Origin of the sequence: Paenibacillus sp. FSL R5-192 (assembly GCF_000517845.1) — a bacterium.
GTDB classification, from domain to species: domain Bacteria; phylum Bacillota; class Bacilli; order Paenibacillales; family Paenibacillaceae; genus Paenibacillus; species Paenibacillus amylolyticus.
Map to the genome: position 1 here is coordinate 89,593 of NZ_ASPR01000005.1, position 22,018 is coordinate 111,610.

The following is a 22,018-nucleotide window of genomic DNA, read 5'->3' on the forward strand; positions in this document are numbered from 1 at the left end:
TTTTACTTTGAGCCTTGTGGCTGCGGTGGAGCATCTGCATCTTCGGGTACAATTAAACGTTTGCGTAAAGCAAGCGTCGTTACCCACGAGACCAATGCAATGACAAACATAATCACAAACAAGGAATGCAAGCTTCCTTCCAGCACGTTACGCAGTAGCGCCCATTTGTCATCAGATAGGGCAGCATCCGTATGTGGTGCGAGCAGTTCGTTCAGATCACTCTCCGAAATTCCCGCCTCCGCCAGATTCTGTTCACTGGATAACGTGGAGATCCGATAGTTTAACCAAGTGCCAAAAGCCGCTGCACCAATCGTCTGTCCCAACGTACGCATGAACGTGTGCAATGCCGTAGAGGAGCCACGCTCCTTATATCCTACAGAAGACTGCGCAATAATGGTGAAGATTGTAAAAGCAAAACCGAAACCAAGACCATAAATAAAGGTCAATACAAATAGCACAGCCTGCGGGGATGTCCCGCCAACCAGAAAGAGTCCACCCGATCCAATCGCAATACCGGTTAACCCAATCAATGCGGTCATACGTGATCCAATTTTCATTAACAGACGGCCTGCCATCACACTACCAATGAGCCAACCCACCGACATCGGTGCGAGCAGCAGCCCGGATTCCGTCGCATTACCTCCCCGAACCCCCTGCACCCAGAGCGGCAAATAACTGGTCAGGCCGATCATCAAAGTACTGGTCAGCAGTCCAGCGATATTCGCCACACGGATGTCCCGAATTCGGAACAGATGTAGTGGAACCATTGGAGCCTGAGCTCTTTTTTCCACCACGAAAAATAAAATGATAAACAGAGCGGCGACCACACTCAGCACAACAATCAACGGAGAACTCCAGGCATAATATTGCCCACCCGCCGACAGGACAAACAACAATGCGGTAATGCCCACCGTGAAGGTCAGCGCACCAACATAGTCAATTTTGGCTGTACGCGGAGAGATATCTTCCTTCAGATAACGAAATACAAACCACATCGCAAGCAGACCAAATGGCACATTAAAACCAAAGATCCACTGCCAGCCGAGATTATCTACAAAATAACCGCCAAGCAGCGGTCCCGCCAGAGAGGAAATGCCCCACACGGAGCTAATCCAGCCTTGGATTTTGCCACGTTCTTCAATGGCGTAGATGTCCCCAATAATCGTAAATGTAACAGGAACTACTGCACCCGCACCGATCCCTTGAATGGCACGAAAAATAATTAATTGCTCCATGTTCTGCGAAAGACAGCACAAGAGTGAACCCAGTAAAAATAAGGCACAGCCGATCAGAAATACAGGCTTTCGTCCATACAGGTCACTGATTTTACCGAAAATGGGCGTACTCACAGCCATCGTCAACAGGTATGCCGTGAAAATCCAGCTCAGCAGCTGTACACTCCCCAGCTCACTGACAATGGTCGGCCCTGCCGGACCAATTACGGTGCCTTCAATTGCTGACAGAAATGTCGCGAGCAACAGCCCCGTCAAGATGAAACTGCGCTTCAAACCTCCAGTTGCATTCACACAAACCCTTCTCTCTTCATTCTCTATATAATTTGGTACGTTAATTTACACCTCTACTACGAACCAGCACAAACTTCCGATGTAGCTTTCTTTCAGAAAGCTTTAAAGGCGAACGCTTCGCTTCTCCAGCTTTGTTCTGTTTCTTCGTTTACGTGTATTTAAAAAAAATCATATATTGTCTCTTTTATTTACCTTTCTTACGAAGGAACTCATCATACAGCATTGAATACATTACCATATCCTTGTATCCGGTGGACGTATGTTGCACCTGTCGCAGCAATCCTTCCCGCGTGAAGCCGCGGTTCGTCAGGAAATCGCCGGACGCCAGATTACGCGGATCAACCAGCGCTTCAATTCGATTAAGACCCATGGTCTCATATCCAAAGGGCAGCAATGCGGAGAAAGCCTCCGTCATATAACCATGTCGCCAATAATCACGTCCCAGCTCATAACCGATCTCACCCCGGAAGGCGCCTTCAAGCTGCCATGTGTTAAAGCCACAGCTGCCGATGAGCTTGCCTGTTTCTTTGAGTTCGATCCCCCAGCGGATCGCATCCTCTTCTCCTGCCATTTGGTTGAGCAGTCCAATCATGTCCGCCGCTTCGCTTGTCCCAATCATGGGTGCAAGATTCATGTAACGGGTCACCTCGCGATCTGACCAGCATGCGAACATCTGAGCCGCATCCCGGCGACGCATTTTACGCAGACGAAGCCGCGCAGTCTCCATTTCGGGAATTCTTCCTTTGCATTTATACATATAAAGACACTCCGATCCGATCTATCTCCGCAGACCATAATATTCACTAGTCATCTAATCATAACCTGCGCCGAATGGCAACTGTTCAGTCATGCACACACGTCAAAAAACCGGGCCAATGTCGCTCCCGGTCTTATTGTACGTATGGAACAATTCAAGTTTGAGTGAATTACGGAATCATGGCTTGTCCTAATGATTTTAAGCTTTGGACGTTTTCTTGCCCTTCCCCAGTAATTCATCGCTAACCCGGCCAAACACAGCCGTGATTTCCTTGAATTCTTCGATGCCAGTCCCGGTCAGGCTCCATTGGTCCCCGTGGGCGGTCAGGAAGTTCTCCTGTGTCAGGTGTTCAAGCTCCTGCTTGATCTCCCGCTCTCCAACGCGATATCCCCGTTCTTCCAATAGGGGCAGTGCCTCGCTAACGTTCAAATCCTGATTTTGCGCGAAATATAGTAGATGAATCCGTACAAAAAGATTCTGTACCTCTGCATGCATAAGCCAAGCTCCTTCCCGGGTTATAGCCCTCCGTGGTTGCTAAGTAATTACCCCACGTAAGAAGCTGAGAAACAGGAGGATTCTTCAGGTATTCCCTTCCCTTTCCGAAATCCTCCGCTTGACTAACCGCATCCTCTGCACTATCTTGAAAATAAGTACCATTTTGCTCGGGAGGGTGATTTACCATGTTTCAAGCTGTTTCCTATGAAGGAACACGAAGTGAGCAGCACACCGCCGTCCTGGGACAGTTAAGTGCTCTGATCCGCGATGAACCTAGTGCGATTGCCAATCTGGCGAACGCTGCTGCGCTGCTCAATGTATTTATGACCGACACCAATTGGGTCGGCTTCTATCTGTATGATGGAAAAGAACTGGTCCTCGGGCCATTCCAAGGACTGCCTGCCTGTATCCGAATTCCACTGGGACGTGGTGTATGCGGCACATCTGCTGCGGAAAAACGTACCTTAGTCGTTGATGATGTTCATGCCTTCCCAGGCCACATTGCCTGTGATGCAGCATCGAACAGTGAGATTGTCGTACCGATTATCAAAAACGGCGAACTGTACGGGGTGCTGGATATCGACAGCCCGATCAAAAACCGTTTTGACGACGAAGACCGCGTCTTCCTGGAGAAAGCCGTAAGCCTGCTCACAGAGCAGTTGGAAGCAACCATACCCCTTTAGGAAATGATGAATAAGGTGATCGGAGTCTCATCACACACGATGATGAAGAACCCGTAATAACAAAGAGCGCAGTCCTCTCAGAGGTCTGCGCTCTTTGTTATCCATTATGATTCACACCCATGTTCTTGCTCGCCCATGTTACTTTATGCATCTAGGATAATTCATGTTCCGCTTTAATCATCATCCCATCCCGCAGGAATTCAGCCAGCCTCGGGTGGTAACCATCATACATCTGACGGAAATTTTTATGCTCTACATACAGATTGGCCAAATCCCGATAGATCTCAGCGGTGGGTGTATAATAACCTTTGATCCATTCAAGATGCCTGCCAATAATCTGTTGTACTTTTGCACTACCGGGCTCCAATCCGTCCTCAATGGCCTGTTGCAAGTCCAGATGAACTTGATCAATTTTCGCCTGGGAATCCAGATAATCTTCTTTTGACTTCAACTCCTGATTTTCAGGTAATGTGGATGAATTGGAAGATTGGATGTCGGACCTCTGAGCACCGTCTGTCTGCACATGGTTCATATTATTAGTGACTACAGCTTCAGAACCCGATTCATTCAGCAACTGGTGACGCCCCTTATTTACAAAACCGATATAAAGATCATGTTCATCAATTTCCTGTTCACCTTGCAAATGAGAGATCGTTTTGTCCAGTGTCTGAATCAATCCATGCAGACGGAGTGCCTTCTGCAGAATATCAATGCGATGCTGCTTCATGATGCGTATGACATCCTGAGGATTATCCCGGAGCATCGGGGCAATCTCATTCTCCTTCATACCTACTTCCTTACAGAAAAGGATTTGCTGGAGTCTCAGCAATTCCTGCTTTTCATAATAGATGTCCTCATCTATATCCCCAAAAGCCGGATTCAGAAGACCTGTCTCCGCATACTGGCTCAGTTCGTTCAGACTTACGCCTGACATTCCCGATACGTCAACCATGGAATATGCCATTTGAATACACCTCCTGCCTGTCCTGCAACTCCAGAGTTCAGGCTTAATTCATACTGCATTGTATTTGAATAATGAGAGAATATAAGACTTTCGGCAATGCTGTACCGCTTCATTCCGCTCGTGCTCTGGATGGGTACATCATGCTTCGGTGATATGAGCGGCGTTTGGTCAGTTATGTTGCGGTATGTTAACTATGTTATACCCGTCTCATCAGATGTGAACCCGCAGTCGGCGAAGAATCCGCATGTATTTTTTGAAAACTTTTTCCATGATCTTCCTATAAAAAAACCTGTGCCATTATTCTCGCACAGGAGTGTGTGGTTATGTTTTCATTGGCATACGGTATATTGAGTAAAATAATGGAAGAGAATCACCCTTTGTTAAACATAACAAATTTCAATTCCGTCATTTCCTCTACAGCATATTTTACACCTTCACGTCCGATACCACTCTGTTTCACCCCACCATAGGGCATGTGATCCACTCGGAACGTCGGAATATCATTAATCATAACTCCGCCTGCTTCAATCTGATCGACAGCTTGGAGGGCGGTATGGATATCGTTTGTAAATACGCCTGCCTGAAGCCCGTATATCGAATCGTTAACATGTTCAATACCCTCTTCAACGGAATCTACCGTATTGATCACAACGATGGGTGCAAACACTTCCTGACAGGATACCTTGGCATCACGCGGAACGTTAATCAATACCGTTGGACGAAGAATGCCTCCTTCAGCTTGACCGCCTGCTGCCACCTCAGCCCCTGCCTGTTTGGCTTCTTCAATCCAGTCGAGTGTACGCTGTACATCCTTGGAGGTAATCAGCGCAGAGACCACCGTATCCGGGCTCAGCGGGTCTCCGACCACCACTTGTTTAGCCGCTTCAGCGAAACGCCGGATGAATTCTTCCGAGATGTCACGATGTACGTAGATTCGCTGTAGCGAGATACATACCTGTCCCTGATACGTGAAAGCTCCCGTCACACAGCGAGGAACCACTTTATCCAGGTCTGCGTCCTTATCCACAATCACCGCTGCATTCGACCCTAGCTCCAATGTCACGCGTTTGAGTCCTGCTTTGCTACGAATGCTCGTCCCTACCGCTGGAGTGCCTGTAAACGTAATATGAGCAACACGGGGGTGCTCCACAAGCACATCACCAATGGTTTTGCCATCACCGCTCACCACGTTCAGTGCACCATCCGGCAGTCCGGCTTCCTGAAGCAGATTAGCGATGTAATAGGAAGACAGAGGCGTCTGTTCCGCAGGTTTGAGTACGATCGTATTGCCCGCTGCCAGCGCTGGGCCTACTTTGTGGGCTACCAGATTCATTGGAAAATTAAACGGCGTAATCGCACCGATGACACCTAGAGGTTGCCGCATCGTATAACCGATACGTCCTTCTCCACCTTTGGCTGCATCCATCGGAACCGTCTCTCCGGTCAGCCGCTTGGCTTCCTCAGCGGCAAAACGATATGTTTCCACCGTCCGGTCAACCTCGGCCAGTGCTGCCGTAATTGGCTTCGCCGCTTCAAGCGCAATGATTCGCGCTGCTTCTTCCTTGCGTTCTTCAAGCATGGAGGACAACTTGTACAGAATATCTGCACGCTGATGTGCAGGCATCTGGCGCATTGCCTTCCCAGCTTGAACCGCAGCTGCAACAGCAGCCTCCGCTTCCTCGGCTGAAGCCGAAGAGACTTCTGCCAGCGTTTCCCCGGAGTATGGTGCTTGAAGTGTTTTATAATCTACAGATTCGGTCGGTTGGCCACCGATAAACAGATGTTGTTTTTTCATATGCTGCATCCTCCATCCTTTTAGAGCCTATTGAACTTAAGAATATTACACTGCCACTTCGATGACAGAACAACCATAGTCTCATGTAAAAGTTCAGTTCAATTTATATAATCTATTTATACACTATTTCCGTGCCATCAACCCACTACGGTATTCGGCAATCATAGCTTGTAACGTGCCTGATGAGCCATTGTGGCAATCTTGAGCTATTGCATTATAAAGGATTTCACAACCTATTTAACCGTCAGGACGGGGCATTCTGCATGTTTTAACACGCTATGACTGACACTGCCCACGATCATCTCTGCGATCATACCTTTCCCAGCCGCGCCCATCACGATCATTCCACAATCTCGTTCACGCGCCACACGGCAGATCTCATTAACGGGATCACCTGCAATCAACAGCGTTTCATATGCAATGTCACGCCCGGACAACTGATTAGTCACCGGTTCTATAATATGTTGCCCTTCTTCGGCAATCCGAGCTTCCAGATCAACACCCAATGCAGGTTCATTGATAGAGATAGCCGGATTCACATGCACGATCAACAGACTTGCGGGTTGTTTCATATTTTCAGCCAGGATCAGTGCTTGCTCCAAAGCCTTATGCGCATGATCCGAACCATCAACAGCAACCAATATACGTTTCAACATTGCAATTCCTCCTGTGAATTAATGAGATGTAATGGCGGAATCGATATCCCGCAGATGATGACGGCGCACCAGCAGTACCACGACTCCAACCAGAACCATTAATGCACCAAAATAAAACGGCGTTTCCGGCAGGAACCACTCGGACAATTTACCCGCAAGCCATGGAGCAAGTGCACCACCCAGGAAACGAACGAAGCTGTATGCAGCAGAAGCAACAGAACGCTCTACAGGTGCAGCTTCCATAACAGCCGTTGTAATTAACGTGTTGTTAATCCCAAGGAAAATCCCCGCTACAATGACTGCCACAATAACGGTAGTTGGTGAACCCATCACCGTACCTACTGCCATAACAACCAGATCAATCGCGAACAATGTAAGCATGACACTCATGGACGGAACCGATCCGAATCGGCGTTGTAATCTTGGTGCCACGAATACCGACGTAATCGCCAGCATCAGTCCCCAGCCAAAGAATACATAACCCAAGCCGTGCTCATCCAGATTCATGACATATGGTGAATAAGCCATCAAGGTAAAGAAACCAAAGTTATACAGGAAGGCGGTAATCGCCAATGTTTTCAGTGAAGGATAACTTAATGCTTTAAACGGATCGGACAAAGAACTGCGTGTTTTCGGTTTGGCCATCTTGGGCAACATAAATGTAATGCTGATAAAGGCAATCGCCATCAGAACAGCCACCCCATAAAACGGGCCACGCCAAGAGATGGAACCTAGCTCACCACCAAGCAGCGGTCCAACCGCAATCCCGAGACCAAGCGCTGCTTCGTACAAAATAATCGCTTTGGCTGTCCCCGACGTGGACAGTCCCACAATGGCAGATAACGCCGTTGCGATGAACAAGGCATTACCCAGTCCCCAACCGCCACGGTAACCAACCAGTGCACCTACCGTGTCTGAGGTACCGCCGAGGAACGAGAAGATAATAATCAACAATATACCGCTGAGCAGCGTCCACTTCACACCAATCCGGCTGGATACGACACCTGTAATCAGCATCGCTACCCCGGTTACAGCGTTATAACTGGTAAATAGCAGTGACACCTGGCTTTTCGAAGCATGCAACTGATCTGCAATGGCGGGCAGAATCGGGTCAACCAGACCCAGACCCATAAAAGATATGATACATGCAAAAGCAACCGCCCATACCGCTCGCGGCTGGGATAACAGGCCCCCACGTGATGAAGGCAATTCGTCCGGTAATGATGGCTCTCTTTTCATACGTAATTCCTCCTGTGAATAATTTATGTGGTGAAATTTTTCATTTGAAAACAACCGTGAAAATAATGAAAACATTCTATACATTTTCAGAATTAGAGGTAACAAAAAGGCACAAATGACACCGAAACATCCGGTGTTTGTACAGGATCGCCACAGGTACTATGGTGCTCACTCCATGTAGCGATTATGTGTATACAGTTTTGTTTATTTGAAAATAGATACTAATTCGGTTAGCCGTCTTCATCACCCTGCAGATCATGTGCCTGTAACTTCTGAATACCGCTCCGAACGCGTTCACGCAGCTCTTCCAGTTCAGTCTGTACGGCATGTATGCTCTGAAGTTTCTGCTCAATCAGTTGCAGCTGACCATCCAGCGTTGTTTCCATCGCGGTAAGCTTCTCGATCCGTTCTCTTACTTCGGTCGTCTGCTGGTAGTCAAAACGTTGTTCGTTCAAGGCATCTGCTGTTGCCACATAGGTATGTAACTCCTGAAGGGAGAATCCAAGTACCTCTTTGGCGCGAACCACCTTTTTCAGATAATCGATATCCTCCCGAGTGTACAACCGCGTACCGCCATCTGTCCGCTGAGGTGAAGGCATGACACCAATCTCTTCATAATACCGAATGGTTCGCTTGGTCAAACCACATTCCTTGGCTGCGTCGTCGATTTTATATAAACTCATTCCTTCACCTCTACTTCTTTTTATATGTCTATAATGTTATGTACATAATTATATATAATATTAACGTTAACGTCAACGTTAGATTTTGTGTATGAAGTCTTAGCGAGTTTAACATCCTCTTCGCTTCTCTATCTTCAATTGAATAGGAGATTACCCATTCGTTGAATAGCCGACCTCTCACAACACCCTACGTGTTGTTCAGCATATGGCCGTATTTAAATTTACGTCTTGAGTTGTCAGTAAATACACAGAAAAGAATATGAATCAGATTTTCTGAGGTTAGGTTCGCAATAACCAAAACAGAGAGGGTTCTGAGAACTATCGTGGACGTTGGACGAAGAACCTTTTTAGTGCAGAAGAAGAAACGGCTTATCTGAAAGCGCAGGTAGAATATTTCTAAAAAGCTCAACACGAATTTGCACGGAGAGGGAAGCTGGATTTTGAAGCCCAATGCCAGCCCGTTCAAGGAATAAACAAGTGGGCACTGTGGTTGGGTGTGTAAAATTGCTTAAATTCATCGCGCAGGTCACTACAAACGGATGAAGAGTGTTGTCCTAAGAGAAAAACAAGTAGATTGGGATGCACATATAAAAGCACATATTTTTTTAGGTATTCACCAGCTTCGTCCTTATTCTGGCTACTGACGTATGCGAAACGCGTTAGGAAAGGAAGGCTTCGTGGTGAATCACAAAAAGGTTCGTCGCTTATCGAGAGAACTTCAATTATTTCTATAATTTTCATAATAATATTCTATAGTTAAACCTCCTACTCATCTTTCAATAATTTAAATATATAGTTAGATAACAAAAAGCTTTTTAACTATTGTTCATACTTCCCAAAACTGCCCCATACGATTTATCTTCTAACATAGACTACTCTTTTATAAATCTGTAACACTCATTCGTATGTATTTACATATGGAACAGATAAGGACGGAATCAGTAGTACTTCCAAATGACGAAACTTACTATATGATTCAAAGAGCAAGTCAAGTCCTTTACTTTCGAAAAGAACTTGACTTGAGAAGAGAATTTAGATGATTTATATCTTGATGAAAAGGTCTCCTACTACTCTTATAACGATCATTTCGACGAAACTTGTAAACTAGACTTAAGGATGTTTACAGTCACAGCCTTCATAATCTGAACTCACATAAAAACAATTTGTAGTTCCGGATGAATTTTTGCAGCGGTCATAATTATGAACATACCCTATTCCCCAGATATCACAACCGTCTTCACATGTTCTATTTTGGTTACATTTCCCTACATAAGACCAACCACTCGGACACCCAGCCATTCTATTTCCTCCTCTTAATAATAGTTTAATTAATTCAAAGAAACGATATCCCTGTATTCCAATCATAATAATATAAAACTTATACTAGGGATATTCCTATTATATTCCACATTTAAGATTTGGAAATAAATAATATCTAAATCTTTTATAAGTAATTATTTGCATTTTCAATTATTTTTAATTTTCTTCCATTTAGAATGTAAGCAACGTTAGTTTTATAGATTGACGGTTCAACCATAACAGTAGAGGCATGTAATAAATTAATATGTTTAAATTTTTTCTGTTTGGTTTTAAATAACCATTCAGGACCATCAAAGATAACTATTGTGTTTTGAAATGTTCCAATAGCCAACTTTTCTTCAATACTTTGGAATTCCTGCGCTCGATAGTTTAAAAAAATGAAGTTATAAGAATCAGTACTACTTAGGTTAAGTTGAGAAACACATTTGGACAATAACGCCTTCTGCATATCTTTTAAGTTTTGATTAATCAAAATCAAAACAATAATTAATGCAACTAGAACAATACCTATTATTAGAATATTCATAAACTTGGCCCCAGTTTCTTGATTTTTTTCAAAGTATCCCAAATATCAAAAATCACAATAAAAATACTGTACGCCAATAATAAATATAGTGAATGTCTGATGTCTCTTTGTTGATTTGAAATAATGATTTGAACTAACGATAGAACAATAAAAAATATATTTCGCAAAATTGGGTTTTTATTTAGAAAGCTCACTTTCCCAAAACAATTACATGATTCTATTCCGCTTTCACGTTTCTTCCTGTAAGTAATAATTGTGAAAAATATGAATAAACATATTGTTGCAACTTCTTTATATGGATTAAGAACGTGAAATGCATATAGGATTGCTAACAGGAACTCCAATATAATTACAGTGACAGCAGCCACTTGAGCTAAAGATGACGGAACAATGTTGTAACTCTTGATTTCATATGAAAAGTTAAAAATATTTCTTGCTTTGAAATAAAAGGAAACGAAAAAGATAAAAGAAAAAAAATAATCTATAAGAATCAATGTTAATCCCATTATGACCTCCTGTAATCAGATCGAAAGACAAACATACATTTTAGGTTCCACCATAAAAGTTCTCTATTTTGTAACGTGAAAAATTTCAAAAAACAATTTATCTTGAAATTCAGTCGCCTTTGCGTCTAATCATAAAAATCTTCGCTAATCAGAGGAAAACTCTACTGTTAGCATACGTATTACGATTGTATGAAGATAGCTGTTTCTACTAACACTCCAATTAACTGAGCGTTGTTACAGTAAGTAGGCCTTACGTTTATGAATAATCAAAGTATGGTGGTATTGCTAAATTGTAATAATCCAGACCACAAACGTAGCTTTTTATGATAAAGCCTTCTTTATCAATACTGTATAACCATGGTATGGTACCTGTATTAAGTTGTTCTTTCATTGCTTCTGAGCTGAAGGAACAGATTTGATAACTTTTAAAAATGGTTTCTAAAAGTTCTTTCTCTCGTTCTGGAGCATCAATTAAAATAAGGACGTTAGCATCTGTATGTTCTTTACTGAATTCAACCAAAGACTCGAGTGCACTCTCACAAGATCTACAAGACACACTTAATAATAGTATCATTAGATACTCATCTTTAATAAAGTCATATAGATATGTTGTTTTCTCATGAATTAGTACATTCGGCAGCAGTTCACCAACTTGAAGTACTGAGGGTCTATAATTCATTTTTTTAAATGGTAAATTCATGATTAATCCTTCCTTTATTTCAATTTTTATAATTTCAGAATATAACCGCCACCATTTCTGGTTAATAAATATTTAGGTTTTTTTGGATTTTCCTCTATTTTTTTTCTTATTTTTTGTATAGTCATATAAACATTAGCTTCACAACCAAAGCCTTTCCAAACAGATTTCAAGAGTTCGGTTGTATAAACAACACTATTACAATGATTAATGAGAAATTGAAGAACTTGATATTCCCTAGAACTTAAATCAATACATTTATTATTTTTTAAGACAGCTTTTCTGTCAAAATCTAAATGTAATTTTGAAGCATAAATACTTTTTTTTGTATTCAGCAAAACATTTTTTTGAACATTTATTCCAATTTTACCAAGAATTCTAAATGTCTTATCAACACAATTAGTCGAATCATAATACAGATAAATATCCGCTATAGCCCCTAAGTATAAATTTATTAAATATTGCAATTCATGTTCTTTCCTAACCATTGATAAATGAAGAATTATTTTCTCTATTTCACCTAAATGAATTTTTTGCAAATCATCTTTGCTACTAACAGTAATAATAGACGCTCCATTAAATAATGATTGTACATATGCTAGGAAACTTAGGTTATCGGTCCACAATAAAATTTTCATATGAACTCCATTTCTCGGTTGGTACATAGTCATTAGCTTTACATGCATTCCAAAAATCCTAGTAATTAAAGAACACCTGCGGTATATTGCAGGCGTTCTTTCTTAATTTTTATTATCTACACTCGCAATCTTCAAAAGTACTAGTCACATAGTAGCATTTCGTTGTTCCACTTTGAGAGCAACGGTCATAAGTATGCTTATATTGGATTACAAATCCAGCATAAGCGGGATTGTCACAAGAAGATGTACTACAAGAATAGTCAGTACATGTTCCAATACGAGTCCATCCAGAAGGACATGCCATTCTATTACCTCCTCTCATTTATTCTGTCATTTACATTCATAAGTTTATAAAAAAACAATTGTATAAATCTATAAATTTATCCTAAATTTGATTTGGATAATTAAAAATGTATCCCCCTCCTTTTTTAGTGACTAATAGTTCAGGAGACTTAGGATTGATTTCGACCTTGTTTCTGATCTTTTGAATAGTCATGTATACATTTGCTTCGGAAGTTAGCCCTGACCAAACTCTTTTTATTATTTCCTCTGTATTAATAATCTGTCCTTTATTTTCAAATAGAAAATAAAATAGATTAAATTCCTTTTTAGTCATTTCAACTTCGATGTTTCCTTGAATAATCACTGATCTATTCATTTTGTTTATTTGAATCATTTCTTCACAACAAAACGATGAAGAATTAAATTCATTAAATGCAGCTTCTCTTTTTTTTAATTGGTAACGCTGATTCTTCAAGAAATTATGTAATTCCTTATTCCAGTCTTGATCAATAACAATTATATCTATACCTTGTTTCACTTTTCTTCTTAGAAAAATGAAATCATTAATTGAGAAATTTGGACAATCAAGGATGATGCACCTAATGTAGTTCTGATCAACACTTAGAAACGAATGAACATCAGAAACAATAATGAATCCTCCCGTCTCTAATAGTAGTGTGTTAATTTGTGCGGTGTATATAACTGAATAATCCTTCCATATAAGTGTCGACAATAAAATCCCTCCTTTGATTGTAGTCACGACACTCTGTGCGGATTCTGCAATTCTTTGTTTGAAGAGAGAAAGGCAGCAATGATGACATTGTTTATCTTATGGATAAAAATTAAATTTTATATTTATCTTTAATTCATACAAAGAGATTAAGTTTAGGAATCAGTACTAGCATATATTATGAAGCTATATACTAAATCCTGGTTTATACTCTATCAATATATAATAATTAACACATAATTAACAATAAAGTCTATATTTTCAACAAAATAATTAATATTATATAAAATTTAGGGCTTATTTATGTAAGAATGTTTGGTTTCTCCTTATGATGATAATTAAAAACTTAGGAGCGATATTAAATGGAAAAGCCTGAATTCTTGAAAAAATATGACTTAGATATTCTCAAAATTGATGATTTTTTACCAAACATGCCTCTCTCTGACCACACCAACTTACATGACTTAATTGAAGATCATTTAATACTATTTTTAGCAAGCACTCATTGCGACTTGTGTGAACAAACACTAGAAGTTATTGATAAGTATACTGAGAAGAATCATGATCTAAATATCGTAGTTCTTTTAGACTCCGATCCATCTAGCATCGGAATGTTAATCAATCACTTTAAAGAAAGGGCTCAATTCTATTTAGTTCCACCTCATATCATGAATAAATACTTGAAAATGAGATTTTTACCTGTTGGTTTCGCAATTGATTGTAATATGAAAATTGTCACTACACATTCTGTTCAAGATATGAATTCATTTCAGGATCTGATAGAACCTTTGCAATTGGAAATTATGAGGTAGATTATGAAGTTTAATTTATTAAAAAAAGAAATTCATCATAATTCTTGGAGATTGTACGTGACAATTCTTGTGTTAGGCTTGTTAACTGCATTGCTTTCTACAAGTCAGATAGAAGTAACAAAACATTTAACAGATACGTTAGTAAGTAATTCAATTAATTCCCAACAAGTTGTTCTATGGATGGGTCTTCTTTTTTCAGTGTATATTGGCATGAATTTAATCAAAGTCATTAATACATACTTTCAAGATAAAGTACGTATTCAAATGAGCTTTAATCTGGACACCATATTCTTAAATAAAATTAATCCACAAACTATTACAAATGTAGAAACGCCTAAGTATCAAAATGAATTGAACATCGCAAAGTATGGATTCGATTCTATATCAGGTTTAACTTTATCTTTTCTACAATTTGTTAGTCTTTTATTCTCCATAACTTTCTATTTCGTTGTTATATTTCAGAAAATTTGGTTTCTTCCCTTTATAATATTATTGCTCAACTTACCTAAATTGCTCACTGAATCTAAATTGGCAGTGAAAGATTATCAATTTGTCGAACAAACTACAGAAGTTTCTAGAAAACGTTCAATCCTTCAAAGCCTCCTCTTAACACCATTAGCTATTAAAGAAATACTGATATTTTCTGCTAAGCCTTTTATACTGAACCATTGGGATCAATCGTATAGAGAAGAAATTATACAAACATTAAAATACAAAAGACATGAGTCTGTAAAAAAACTCATCCTTGGCCTTCAATCTAACTTGGGCCTGCTATTAAATCAGTCTGTTCTAGTCTTTGCATTAATGAATAAAATAATATCATTCGGAGATTACATTTCACTTTTAGCAGCAATTACAATGATCGAATCCTCATTCTATGGTGTTGCAAGTTATTACAGACAAATTAAGCAATATCATATATCAACTAAGAAATTGGTTGATTTTTTTGGAAAATATTCTAATATAGGTATAGAAAGTAAAGATAGTGTAAGTATAAGATCAAAAGATTTATCCATACAAAACCTTAACTTCCAGTATCCTAACCAAAAATTTAAAACTCTTAATGGAATTCATCTAAATATTAAAAGTGGAGAAAAAATCTCTATTGTAGGCAGTAATGGATCTGGAAAATCGACTTTATCTAAAATTATTGCTGGATTACACGATATTGAAGCTCAAACTGTCTTTATTGGTGGAATAGATATAAAATTGTTAGATTCAACCTCATATTTCAGCAATTTTTCTATGGTAACTCAGGATTTTATGAAATACCCTTTTACATTAAAAGAAAATATCTCTCTTTCTGATAAACCTAATATTGAAAAGATTCTCAGCATTAAAAGAACATATTCAAACCTCATTCCTGATATTGATTTGAATACTGTATTGGGATACGAATATGAAGGTTCTAGACAACTTTCAGGTGGTCAGTGGCAAAAGGTTGCTTTAGCACGAGCATTATATAAAGATTGCGAATTTATGATCCTAGATGAAGCCACTTCCGCGTTGGATCCGGAGTCAGAATTCAAATTTATTAATACGTATATTCAAGAAGAACGAAGAAAAAATTTAATTTTTATCACTCACCGTTTAAATTTATGCAAACTTTTTGATCGAATTATTGTTATGGATAATGGGAGAATAGTAGAAGTTGGTACACATCATCAACTCATGAATTCAAGAGGAACATATTACAACTTATATCAGAGTCAAAAAATGGAGGAAGAATATAATGGGCTTGTTCAAACAACTATTTAAGGATGCTCAACACGGAAGCGAAAATGTAATAGAGTCATTTCGACCAGGAGAAATGTTCCCTCACCATGACCGTCAGCCAAAAAGCAATGTTGTTTTTTTATCCTTAACTTGCCAAGATTGTATTGAGGTCATCACAGCCATACAAAAGGCTAGTACAGCAGAGCACAATAAAGAAAAGATTAATCTAGTCCTATATATCGTTGCTACGGTTGAAGAAGTCAAAGAACTTGATACTTACTATAATTCGAGTTTCACCATATATGCGATTACAAAAAAAGAGCTCGTAGAGAAGTATAAAGTTCCTAGCACGCCCTACTGTTATCACACTGATCAAAATCATCAAGTAATCAGCACAACTGAATTTGACGATGTGAATTCATTTATGAAAATGATAACTGCTTTTGACTTTTGATTGTTCTCATCTATAATTTAGCGGGGTTTTCTTTGAGAAAATATATTTTTCTCCTAGAGCCCGCTTTCCATTTGTATTCATTATTAAAGGAGTGGCATAATTGATGGTATCCAGGAAACAAAAAAAACATAAAAAATTTAATAAAAAAAAATGGGCTATACTGACTCTTACAGCACTTATTCTTCTCGCTGGTTCAACCTATTTATTTAGAAAAGAATTATCTGTATTTGGGTTTAATACAGTGTTAAAGAAAGATGTAAAAAAAACGCTAGATAAATCATACAAACCCGTGGGATATGAAAGCAAAAGTCCTAAAGTAGAAGTGAGCGAACCTTTTTCCTTACTGTTGCTTGGTATCGACCAACGTGAAGGTGAACCTAGTCGGTCAGATACAATAATATACTCTGTAATACGGCCTAAAGAGGATAAAATACTACTACTCTCCATTCCTAGGGATACTTACACCGATATTATCGGAAGAGATGTAACATCCAAAATAAACTCTGCATATGCCCATGGTGGAGCAAAAATGACCATAGATACCGTGGAGAATCTTCTGAAAAATAAAGTAAATTACTATGCTGCTGTAAATTTCAATGGGATGAAAGACATTGTTGATGCAATAGGTGGAGTTAAATTACCGATAACTGAATTAATTGAAAACAAAAATCCTATTCATGAAAAATTAAGAATAGAACCCCATAAGCCAATTTATTATGGTCAAGATGCTTTAGCCTATGTCCGTTACCGTGAAGATTCTGATTTTAAACGTACCGAACGTCAACGTATTTTTATCAGCGCTTTGATGGATAAAGCTTTGGAATTGAAAAACATTTCTAAAATTCCAGAATTAATAGATATTGCTGGTTCTAATTTCACAACTAATATGGACTCTGATTTTATTCTGAACTTAGCAGAAACTGTTTACTTAAAGGATTCCTCTCCTAACTTTGAAAATTATATGCTTCAAGGTAATGGGAAAATGAGAGGAACGACTTGGTATTATGACATTGATTCTGAAGATTTAGAATACGCCCAAGATCTTATTGCAAGTTGGCTGGGTAGTTCTGATGAAGAGGGACTTCTACATCCTAAAAATATGGATTAATAGAGTTTTTAGTTGAAATAGCAAAAAAACTAGTAGGAGCATAAGCCCTACTAGTTTAATTCACGTTAGCAACATTGTGAATAATGACTATCTGCCCAATAGCAGTCAGTTGCTCCTGTTTTGTTATTTCTGCATCTGTGATACTCGTGTCTGTACCAAGTATATTCTAATACTGGTACGGTGCTGCACACTTGATTAAGGTTACAAGACCATTGATCGTTACATTGACTAGTATAAGTCCAACCTGATGGACATCCCGCCATATAAATCAGCTCCTTTCTAATATGTATTATATATCCACATAATACAAAATAACATAAATTATATATAAAAAAATACTAAATAATACAATAAATTCTTTTTTGTATAAACAATACTTTATGCAATCCTGTTTGATTATTATTTGATTGAGATAATGTTACTAATGGGAACTTTATATTATTAATAAGCCCTACTCTCTTCCTCTTCATGGTTAGCCAAGTTAGATTAGCGTTCATTCGCATAAGGACTGAAAATAGGCTGTACAAAGTTCATTTTTGGACTGGGTATTTCTACGCTTCAAACAGAATTCCGCCGTGTTTGCTTTAACATTTTCTCAAGCAGCCTTTCCTATGAATCGTTTACGTTGGTGCTGTCCGTTTCGGTTATCTTTACATGACTGCACGTTCCACCATATCCTTCGCGTTCCGCACTCTTCTTTTGCGTTAATCCCTCCTTTCCGAAGTTTAGCTGTGCTTCCTACTGTTTTAGAAACTTTCATCGACGGATACCAACTCGCGATGGATACCCTTGCTCTTTGCCTATGGGTTCTTAACTCCCCCAACAGCGAACTTTCACCACTTAACTAGTCCCCGTGATTGGTACATACAAAAAAGACCCGCTTCACACGCAGGTCTTCCTCTGTACACTATTCATTCACTTTACCTTAAACGTTCTGCTCATTCTGTTGCTGTTGAGCACGCTGCATTTGCTTCAACCGGCCTTCAACTCTGGTAAACAATCTGAACGTATAGAATCCTGTAGCAACCAGACTCAGAACCAAAGCTCGTACATCTGTAAGCCAGAAACCGATAATGCCGAATATCGTAATAATCACACCAAATTGCATCATCAGATTGGCGCTATAACTTTGCGCTTCGTCCCATAACTCGGGATTACTCATTGCACGCGGGGTCCGATAACCATATATTCCGTTAATCATTTTCGGTGGTTTTTTGAACACCATCAACCCCAGAATGAAATAACACACTCCAATGATGATCCCTACTACTGCTCCTGTCAAAACGTTCTCCCCTTCACTGTTGTCTTCCATAGACCTGCTCACATTGACACTCCGATGACAGAATAACCTGCGATGGTAGCTTCGCTTCTTCAGGTCATCTCTGTCCTCTCCGTTCTCGTGTAAATGTCTGGTTAGACTTATCTACATAAAAATATAAAAACGGCTCTACGTATATACGAAGAGCCGCCTGGATCGTTTCGTAAACTTAGATATTCTTCACACGAAGTACACGCATGGCGTTCAGGACAGCTAGCACCGTGACACCGACATCCGAGAATACCGCTTCCCACATGGTAGCTATGCCAAACACACCGAGTAACAGGAAGATCGCTTTAACTCCCAGAGCAAACGCGATATTTTGCCACACAATCATTCGTGTACGCTTAGCAATGCGGATTGCACTCGCTAGTTTCGACGGTTCATCGGTCATGATGACCACATCTGCCGCTTCAATCGCGGCATCTGAACCAAGTCCACCCATGGCCACACCCACATCGGCGCGTGCCAGCACAGGTGTATCGTTGATACCGTCACCGACAAACACCATTTTCTCCTTCGGAGATTTGGCAGCTTCCAGTTGTTCCAGTCGCTCGACTTTGTCCTGTGGTAACAATTCAGCGTAGACCTCATCCACACCCAGCTCACGTCCTACCGCTTCACCTACGGCTTTAGCATCACCTGTCAGCATGACCGTTTTGCGGATGCCGAGTTTCTTCAGCGCCTGGATGGCCGCGGCTGCGTCATCCTTCACTTCATCGGCAATGATCAGATGACCAACATATGTGCCAGCTTCAGCCACGTGGACTATCGTTCCAGCCGTCTCTGGTGTGGTATAGGATATACCCGCCTGCTTCATTAATTTGGCGTTGCCTGCCAGCACTTCCCGACCATCGACGCTCACCTTAATCCCATGTCCGGCAACTTCGTCATAACCTTCAACACCTTGCGTGGGAATGGCTTTGGCCCAAGCTACGCGAATGGATTCAGCAATCGGATGATTGGAATTGGCTTCGGCAATGGCTGCAAGCTCCATCAGTTCTTCTTCCGTGCGTCCACCTTCGGGACGAATGGCTGTTACTTTGAATACACCTTTGGTTAGTGTACCCGTTTTATCAAAAACAACAACTTTCACATCGTTCAACGCTTCAAGGTAGTTACTGCCTTTGACAAGAATCCCGTTACGTGAAGCTGCTCCGATACCACCAAAGAAACCAAGTGGAATAGAGACCACGAGCGCACAAGGACATGAGATAACCAGGAAGACCAATGCACGATAGATCCAGTCGGCAAATGTTGCACCACTAAGTATCAACGGCGGAACAAATGCAATCACGGCTGCAAGGATAACAACAACCGGTGTGTAATATCGGGCGAATTTACTAATAAAATGTTCTGTTTTCGCTTTCCGGCTGCTCGCGTTCTGCACCAGGTCCAAAATCTTGGATACCGTTGATTCACCAAACGTTTTGGTTACTTCAATCGTCAACATACCATTTTTGTTCACAAATCCACTCAGTACATCACTTCCGGGCTCCAGCTCACGAGGTACCGATTCACCTGTCAGAGCAGAAGTGTCCACCATGGAACGCCCAGCTCTAACGATACCATCCAGCGGTACTCGCTCTCCTGCTTTCACGACAATACGATCACCAATCTGTACGTCTTCCGGAGATACACGCCGGGTCTCGTCACCCGAACCCGTCAGGATATTCGCGTAGTCCGGGCGAATGTCCATCAGTGACTGAATCGACTTGCGTGACCGATTAACCGCCATGCCCTGAAACAGCTCCCCGAGCTGATAAAAGAGCATGACCGCTACCCCTTCGGGATACTCTCCAATAGCAAAGGCACCCAAGGTAGCGACAGACATCAGGAAGTATTCATCGAATACCTGACCGCGGATGATGTTTTTGGACGCCTGGAGCACGATATCTCCCCCGGCAATCAGATAGGCGAGCGCATATAGAGTAAACTGTGCCCAGCCCTCCAGCGGCGACCAGATTGCGGCTGCGAGCAACACAGAACCTGCAGCAAGACGAGCAAGCAACACTTTTGTCTGTCCTGCACCATGTTCATGCGAGTGGCCTGCATGGGCATCATCATGGGTATGGCTGTGATCATGCCCAGCATGACTCCCGTGCTCATGTGTATGACCATGTTGATGTTGATCATGAGTATGCGAGTGTTTGCCATGTGAATGTGAATGTCCATGATCATGTCCAGTATGGTCATGACTGTGGTTATGCGCACCAGCTGCACTTCCTGTGTGGGTGTGCACATGTCCGTTCACGTGTTTTCCTTTTTCCGAAATGCGAATATGCGGCTCCAGCCGAAGCACTTTGCGCTTTGCTTCTTCCACTACCTGTTCATCCATGTCGGAAGTGGTGTGCAGCGATAATGTTTTGGTAACAAAATTGACAGAGCATTCGTTAATGCCCTTAATTTTTTTGACGCCATTTTCAATCTTCAATGCACAGTTTGCACAATCCAGTCCATCAAGCAGCAGTTCCCTTTTCACCTGTTCCTGTCCGGTTCCCATGTGAATTCTCCCCTTTGCAGTACAAAAACGATGTTATATTTCAATTGCATTCAATATATGAGCACTCATTCATATGTTTGGTTACCCCTATTATATGCACGCCTAAACATGAGTGTCAACAATCATTGTTGATTTTTCATACAGATTATGCTAATAGTAATCATTTCGCTTTAGGCGGGTTTTGGATATAATAGAGCTATAGTTGTTAACATAGGCGGTGATAGGAAATGGAACAACCGGTTAAAGCACCAAGCGAATGTGATGCAGCCTGCTCAGGTACTGAAGCCGACGTGCAGACGATTCGCACTTCACTCATAGATCGGGAGACGTCTTCCGAGATGGCAGATTGGTTCAAGGCATTCAGCGACCCCACACGTCTACGTATTATTGATGCGCTGTTACAGAAGGAATTATGTGTTCATGACCTGACGGTTCTGCTCGACATGGGACAGTCGGCCATTTCACACCAGTTGCGTTCACTCCGCAACATGCGGATTGTCAAGCGGCGCAAGGAAGGCAAGACCGTGTACTACTCTCTGGATGATGCTCATATTGAGCAGATTTTCCTGCAAACGCTCCAACATATTAAACACAGCTAGGCAGCAGCCAA

General features: G+C 40.9%; 22 protein-coding genes. 6 read left to right on the forward strand and 16 right to left on the reverse strand.

The genetic code is table 11. The features are described 5' to 3' along the window. Nucleotides 1-2: 2 nt before the first annotated feature. The 3 genes from C161_RS03420 to C161_RS03430 form a co-directional block, all read right to left on the reverse strand. On the reverse strand, nt 3-1,508 hold the full coding sequence (locus C161_RS03420) for an MDR family MFS transporter (protein ID WP_036668268.1): 1,506 nt from the start codon (nt 1,506-1,508) through the stop codon (nt 3-5). Nucleotides 1,509-1,710: 202 nt separating this feature from the next. After that, nucleotides 1,711-2,283 carry a GNAT family N-acetyltransferase gene (locus tag C161_RS03425; protein ID WP_036668244.1) on the reverse strand — a complete coding sequence of 191 codons (573 nt, stop codon included), beginning with the start codon at nt 2,281-2,283 and terminating at the stop codon, nt 1,711-1,713. A gap of 198 nt (nt 2,284-2,481) precedes the next feature. Next, nucleotides 2,482-2,778, reverse strand: coding sequence for a hypothetical protein (locus C161_RS03430; RefSeq protein ID WP_036614170.1), 297 nt, complete (start codon nt 2,776-2,778; stop codon nt 2,482-2,484). A 185-nt stretch (nt 2,779-2,963) separates the two neighbouring features. Here C161_RS03430 and C161_RS03435 point away from each other — a divergent pair, with 185 nt between their 5' ends. Continuing rightward, nucleotides 2,964-3,461 (forward strand): GAF domain-containing protein, encoded by a 498-nt coding sequence (locus C161_RS03435; protein ID WP_036614172.1) that lies wholly within the window; start codon nt 2,964-2,966, stop codon nt 3,459-3,461. A 151-nt stretch (nt 3,462-3,612) separates the two neighbouring features. On the opposite strand, the gene C161_RS03440 is transcribed toward C161_RS03435, so the two are convergent. The 11 genes from C161_RS03440 to C161_RS31345 form a co-directional block, all read right to left on the reverse strand. Then, nucleotides 3,613-4,425 (reverse strand): MerR family transcriptional regulator, encoded by an 813-nt coding sequence (locus tag C161_RS03440; RefSeq protein ID WP_036668246.1) that lies wholly within the window; start codon nt 4,423-4,425, stop codon nt 3,613-3,615. A 370-nt stretch (nt 4,426-4,795) separates the two neighbouring features. Continuing rightward, nucleotides 4,796-6,220 (reverse strand): aldehyde dehydrogenase family protein, encoded by a 1,425-nt coding sequence (locus C161_RS03445; protein WP_036668247.1) that lies wholly within the window; start codon nt 6,218-6,220, stop codon nt 4,796-4,798. 233 nt (nt 6,221-6,453) lie between these two features. Beyond that, nucleotides 6,454-6,876, reverse strand: a complete 423-nt coding sequence (locus C161_RS03450) for a universal stress protein (protein ID WP_036668248.1) — start codon at nt 6,874-6,876, stop codon at nt 6,454-6,456. Between the two features lie 18 nt (nt 6,877-6,894). After that, the gene (locus tag C161_RS03455) at nt 6,895-8,115 is read right to left on the reverse strand and encodes an MFS transporter (protein ID WP_036614180.1); all 1,221 of its coding nucleotides are present in this window, start codon (nt 8,113-8,115) and stop codon (nt 6,895-6,897) included. A 230-nt stretch (nt 8,116-8,345) separates the two neighbouring features. Beyond that, nucleotides 8,346-8,798: a helix-turn-helix domain-containing protein gene (locus tag C161_RS03460; RefSeq protein WP_036668251.1), complete on the reverse strand. Its 453-nt coding sequence runs from the start codon at nt 8,796-8,798 to the stop codon at nt 8,346-8,348. A gap of 462 nt (nt 8,799-9,260) precedes the next feature. Beyond that, nucleotides 9,261-9,539, reverse strand: a complete 279-nt coding sequence (locus C161_RS32890; protein WP_036668252.1) for a hypothetical protein — start codon at nt 9,537-9,539, stop codon at nt 9,261-9,263. 703 nt (nt 9,540-10,242) lie between these two features. Next, on the reverse strand, nt 10,243-10,644 hold the full coding sequence (locus C161_RS03470) for a hypothetical protein (protein WP_036614185.1): 402 nt from the start codon (nt 10,642-10,644) through the stop codon (nt 10,243-10,245). Continuing rightward, entirely contained in the window at nt 10,641-11,150 is a 510-nt protein-coding gene (locus C161_RS03475) for a MauE/DoxX family redox-associated membrane protein (protein ID WP_036614188.1), read from the reverse strand. The genes C161_RS03470 and C161_RS03475 overlap by 4 nt, the downstream gene beginning before the upstream one ends. A 256-nt stretch (nt 11,151-11,406) precedes the next feature. After that, the gene (locus C161_RS03480; RefSeq protein ID WP_036614191.1) at nt 11,407-11,850 is read right to left on the reverse strand and encodes a hypothetical protein; all 444 of its coding nucleotides are present in this window, start codon (nt 11,848-11,850) and stop codon (nt 11,407-11,409) included. A gap of 26 nt (nt 11,851-11,876) precedes the next feature. Continuing rightward, nucleotides 11,877-12,485 carry a winged helix-turn-helix domain-containing protein gene (locus C161_RS31340; protein ID WP_162158989.1) on the reverse strand — a complete coding sequence of 203 codons (609 nt, stop codon included), beginning with the start codon at nt 12,483-12,485 and terminating at the stop codon, nt 11,877-11,879. Between the two features lie 385 nt (nt 12,486-12,870). Next, nucleotides 12,871-13,500, reverse strand: a complete 630-nt coding sequence (locus tag C161_RS31345; protein ID WP_051447352.1) for a winged helix-turn-helix domain-containing protein — start codon at nt 13,498-13,500, stop codon at nt 12,871-12,873. A 359-nt stretch (nt 13,501-13,859) separates the two neighbouring features. On the opposite strand from C161_RS31345, the gene C161_RS03495 reads away from it, so the two are divergent. The 4 genes from C161_RS03495 (at nt 13,860) to C161_RS03510 (ending at nt 17,587) form a co-directional block, all read left to right on the forward strand. Next, nucleotides 13,860-14,309: a hypothetical protein gene (locus C161_RS03495; protein WP_036614193.1), complete on the forward strand. Its 450-nt coding sequence runs from the start codon at nt 13,860-13,862 to the stop codon at nt 14,307-14,309. Between the two features lie 3 nt (nt 14,310-14,312). Continuing rightward, on the forward strand, nt 14,313-16,067 hold the full coding sequence (locus C161_RS03500) for an ATP-binding cassette domain-containing protein (protein WP_036614196.1): 1,755 nt from the start codon (nt 14,313-14,315) through the stop codon (nt 16,065-16,067). Continuing rightward, a complete protein-coding gene (locus C161_RS03505) occupies nt 16,042-16,479 on the forward strand; it encodes a hypothetical protein (protein ID WP_036614199.1) in 438 nt (145 codons plus the stop codon). The genes C161_RS03500 and C161_RS03505 overlap by 26 nt, the downstream gene beginning before the upstream one ends. 103 nt (nt 16,480-16,582) lie before the next feature. Then, nucleotides 16,583-17,587, forward strand: coding sequence for an LCP family protein (locus C161_RS03510; RefSeq protein ID WP_036614202.1), 1,005 nt, complete (start codon nt 16,583-16,585; stop codon nt 17,585-17,587). A 925-nt stretch (nt 17,588-18,512) separates the two neighbouring features. On the opposite strand, the gene C161_RS31350 is transcribed toward C161_RS03510, so the two are convergent. Continuing rightward, nucleotides 18,513-18,869, reverse strand: a complete 357-nt coding sequence (locus C161_RS31350; RefSeq protein ID WP_076254810.1) for an SdpI family protein — start codon at nt 18,867-18,869, stop codon at nt 18,513-18,515. A gap of 205 nt (nt 18,870-19,074) precedes the next feature. Further along, nucleotides 19,075-21,408: a heavy metal translocating P-type ATPase gene (locus tag C161_RS03520; RefSeq protein WP_036668253.1), complete on the reverse strand. Its 2,334-nt coding sequence runs from the start codon at nt 21,406-21,408 to the stop codon at nt 19,075-19,077. A gap of 227 nt (nt 21,409-21,635) precedes the next feature. On the opposite strand from C161_RS03520, the gene C161_RS03525 reads away from it, so the two are divergent. Continuing rightward, nucleotides 21,636-22,007 carry an ArsR/SmtB family transcription factor gene (locus C161_RS03525; RefSeq protein ID WP_036614212.1) on the forward strand — a complete coding sequence of 124 codons (372 nt, stop codon included), beginning with the start codon at nt 21,636-21,638 and terminating at the stop codon, nt 22,005-22,007. Nucleotides 22,008-22,018 lie beyond the last annotated feature (11 nt).

Coding starts and splice junctions, on each gene's coding strand:
- C161_RS03425 (WP_036668244.1), bottom strand. CDS start 2,283: ATGTATAAATGCAAAGGAAGAATTCCCGAAATGGAGACTGCGCGGCTT.
- C161_RS03430 (WP_036614170.1), bottom strand. CDS start 2,778: ATGCATGCAGAGGTACAGAATCTTTTTGTACGGATTCATCTACTATAT.
- C161_RS03435 (WP_036614172.1), top strand. CDS start 2,964: ATGTTTCAAGCTGTTTCCTATGAAGGAACACGAAGTGAGCAGCACACC.
- C161_RS03440 (WP_036668246.1), bottom strand. CDS start 4,425: ATGGCATATTCCATGGTTGACGTATCGGGAATGTCAGGCGTAAGTCTG.
- C161_RS03445 (WP_036668247.1), bottom strand. CDS start 6,220: ATGAAAAAACAACATCTGTTTATCGGTGGCCAACCGACCGAATCTGTA.
- C161_RS03450 (WP_036668248.1), bottom strand. CDS start 6,876: ATGTTGAAACGTATATTGGTTGCTGTTGATGGTTCGGATCATGCGCAT.
- C161_RS03455 (WP_036614180.1), bottom strand. CDS start 8,115: ATGAAAAGAGAGCCATCATTACCGGACGAATTGCCTTCATCACGTGGG.
- C161_RS03460 (WP_036668251.1), bottom strand. CDS start 8,798: ATGAGTTTATATAAAATCGACGACGCAGCCAAGGAATGTGGTTTGACC.
- C161_RS32890 (WP_036668252.1), bottom strand. CDS start 9,539: ATGAAAATTATAGAAATAATTGAAGTTCTCTCGATAAGCGACGAACCT.
- C161_RS03470 (WP_036614185.1), bottom strand. CDS start 10,644: ATGAATATTCTAATAATAGGTATTGTTCTAGTTGCATTAATTATTGTT.
- C161_RS03475 (WP_036614188.1), bottom strand. CDS start 11,150: ATGGGATTAACATTGATTCTTATAGATTATTTTTTTTCTTTTATCTTT.
- C161_RS03480 (WP_036614191.1), bottom strand. CDS start 11,850: ATGAATTTACCATTTAAAAAAATGAATTATAGACCCTCAGTACTTCAA.
- C161_RS31340 (WP_162158989.1), bottom strand. CDS start 12,485: ATGAAAATTTTATTGTGGACCGATAACCTAAGTTTCCTAGCATATGTA.
- C161_RS03495 (WP_036614193.1), top strand. CDS start 13,860: ATGGAAAAGCCTGAATTCTTGAAAAAATATGACTTAGATATTCTCAAA.
- C161_RS03500 (WP_036614196.1), top strand. CDS start 14,313: ATGAAGTTTAATTTATTAAAAAAAGAAATTCATCATAATTCTTGGAGA.
- C161_RS03505 (WP_036614199.1), top strand. CDS start 16,042: ATGGGCTTGTTCAAACAACTATTTAAGGATGCTCAACACGGAAGCGAA.
- C161_RS03510 (WP_036614202.1), top strand. CDS start 16,583: ATGGTATCCAGGAAACAAAAAAAACATAAAAAATTTAATAAAAAAAAA.
- C161_RS03520 (WP_036668253.1), bottom strand. CDS start 21,408: ATGGGAACCGGACAGGAACAGGTGAAAAGGGAACTGCTGCTTGATGGA.
- C161_RS03525 (WP_036614212.1), top strand. CDS start 21,636: ATGGAACAACCGGTTAAAGCACCAAGCGAATGTGATGCAGCCTGCTCA.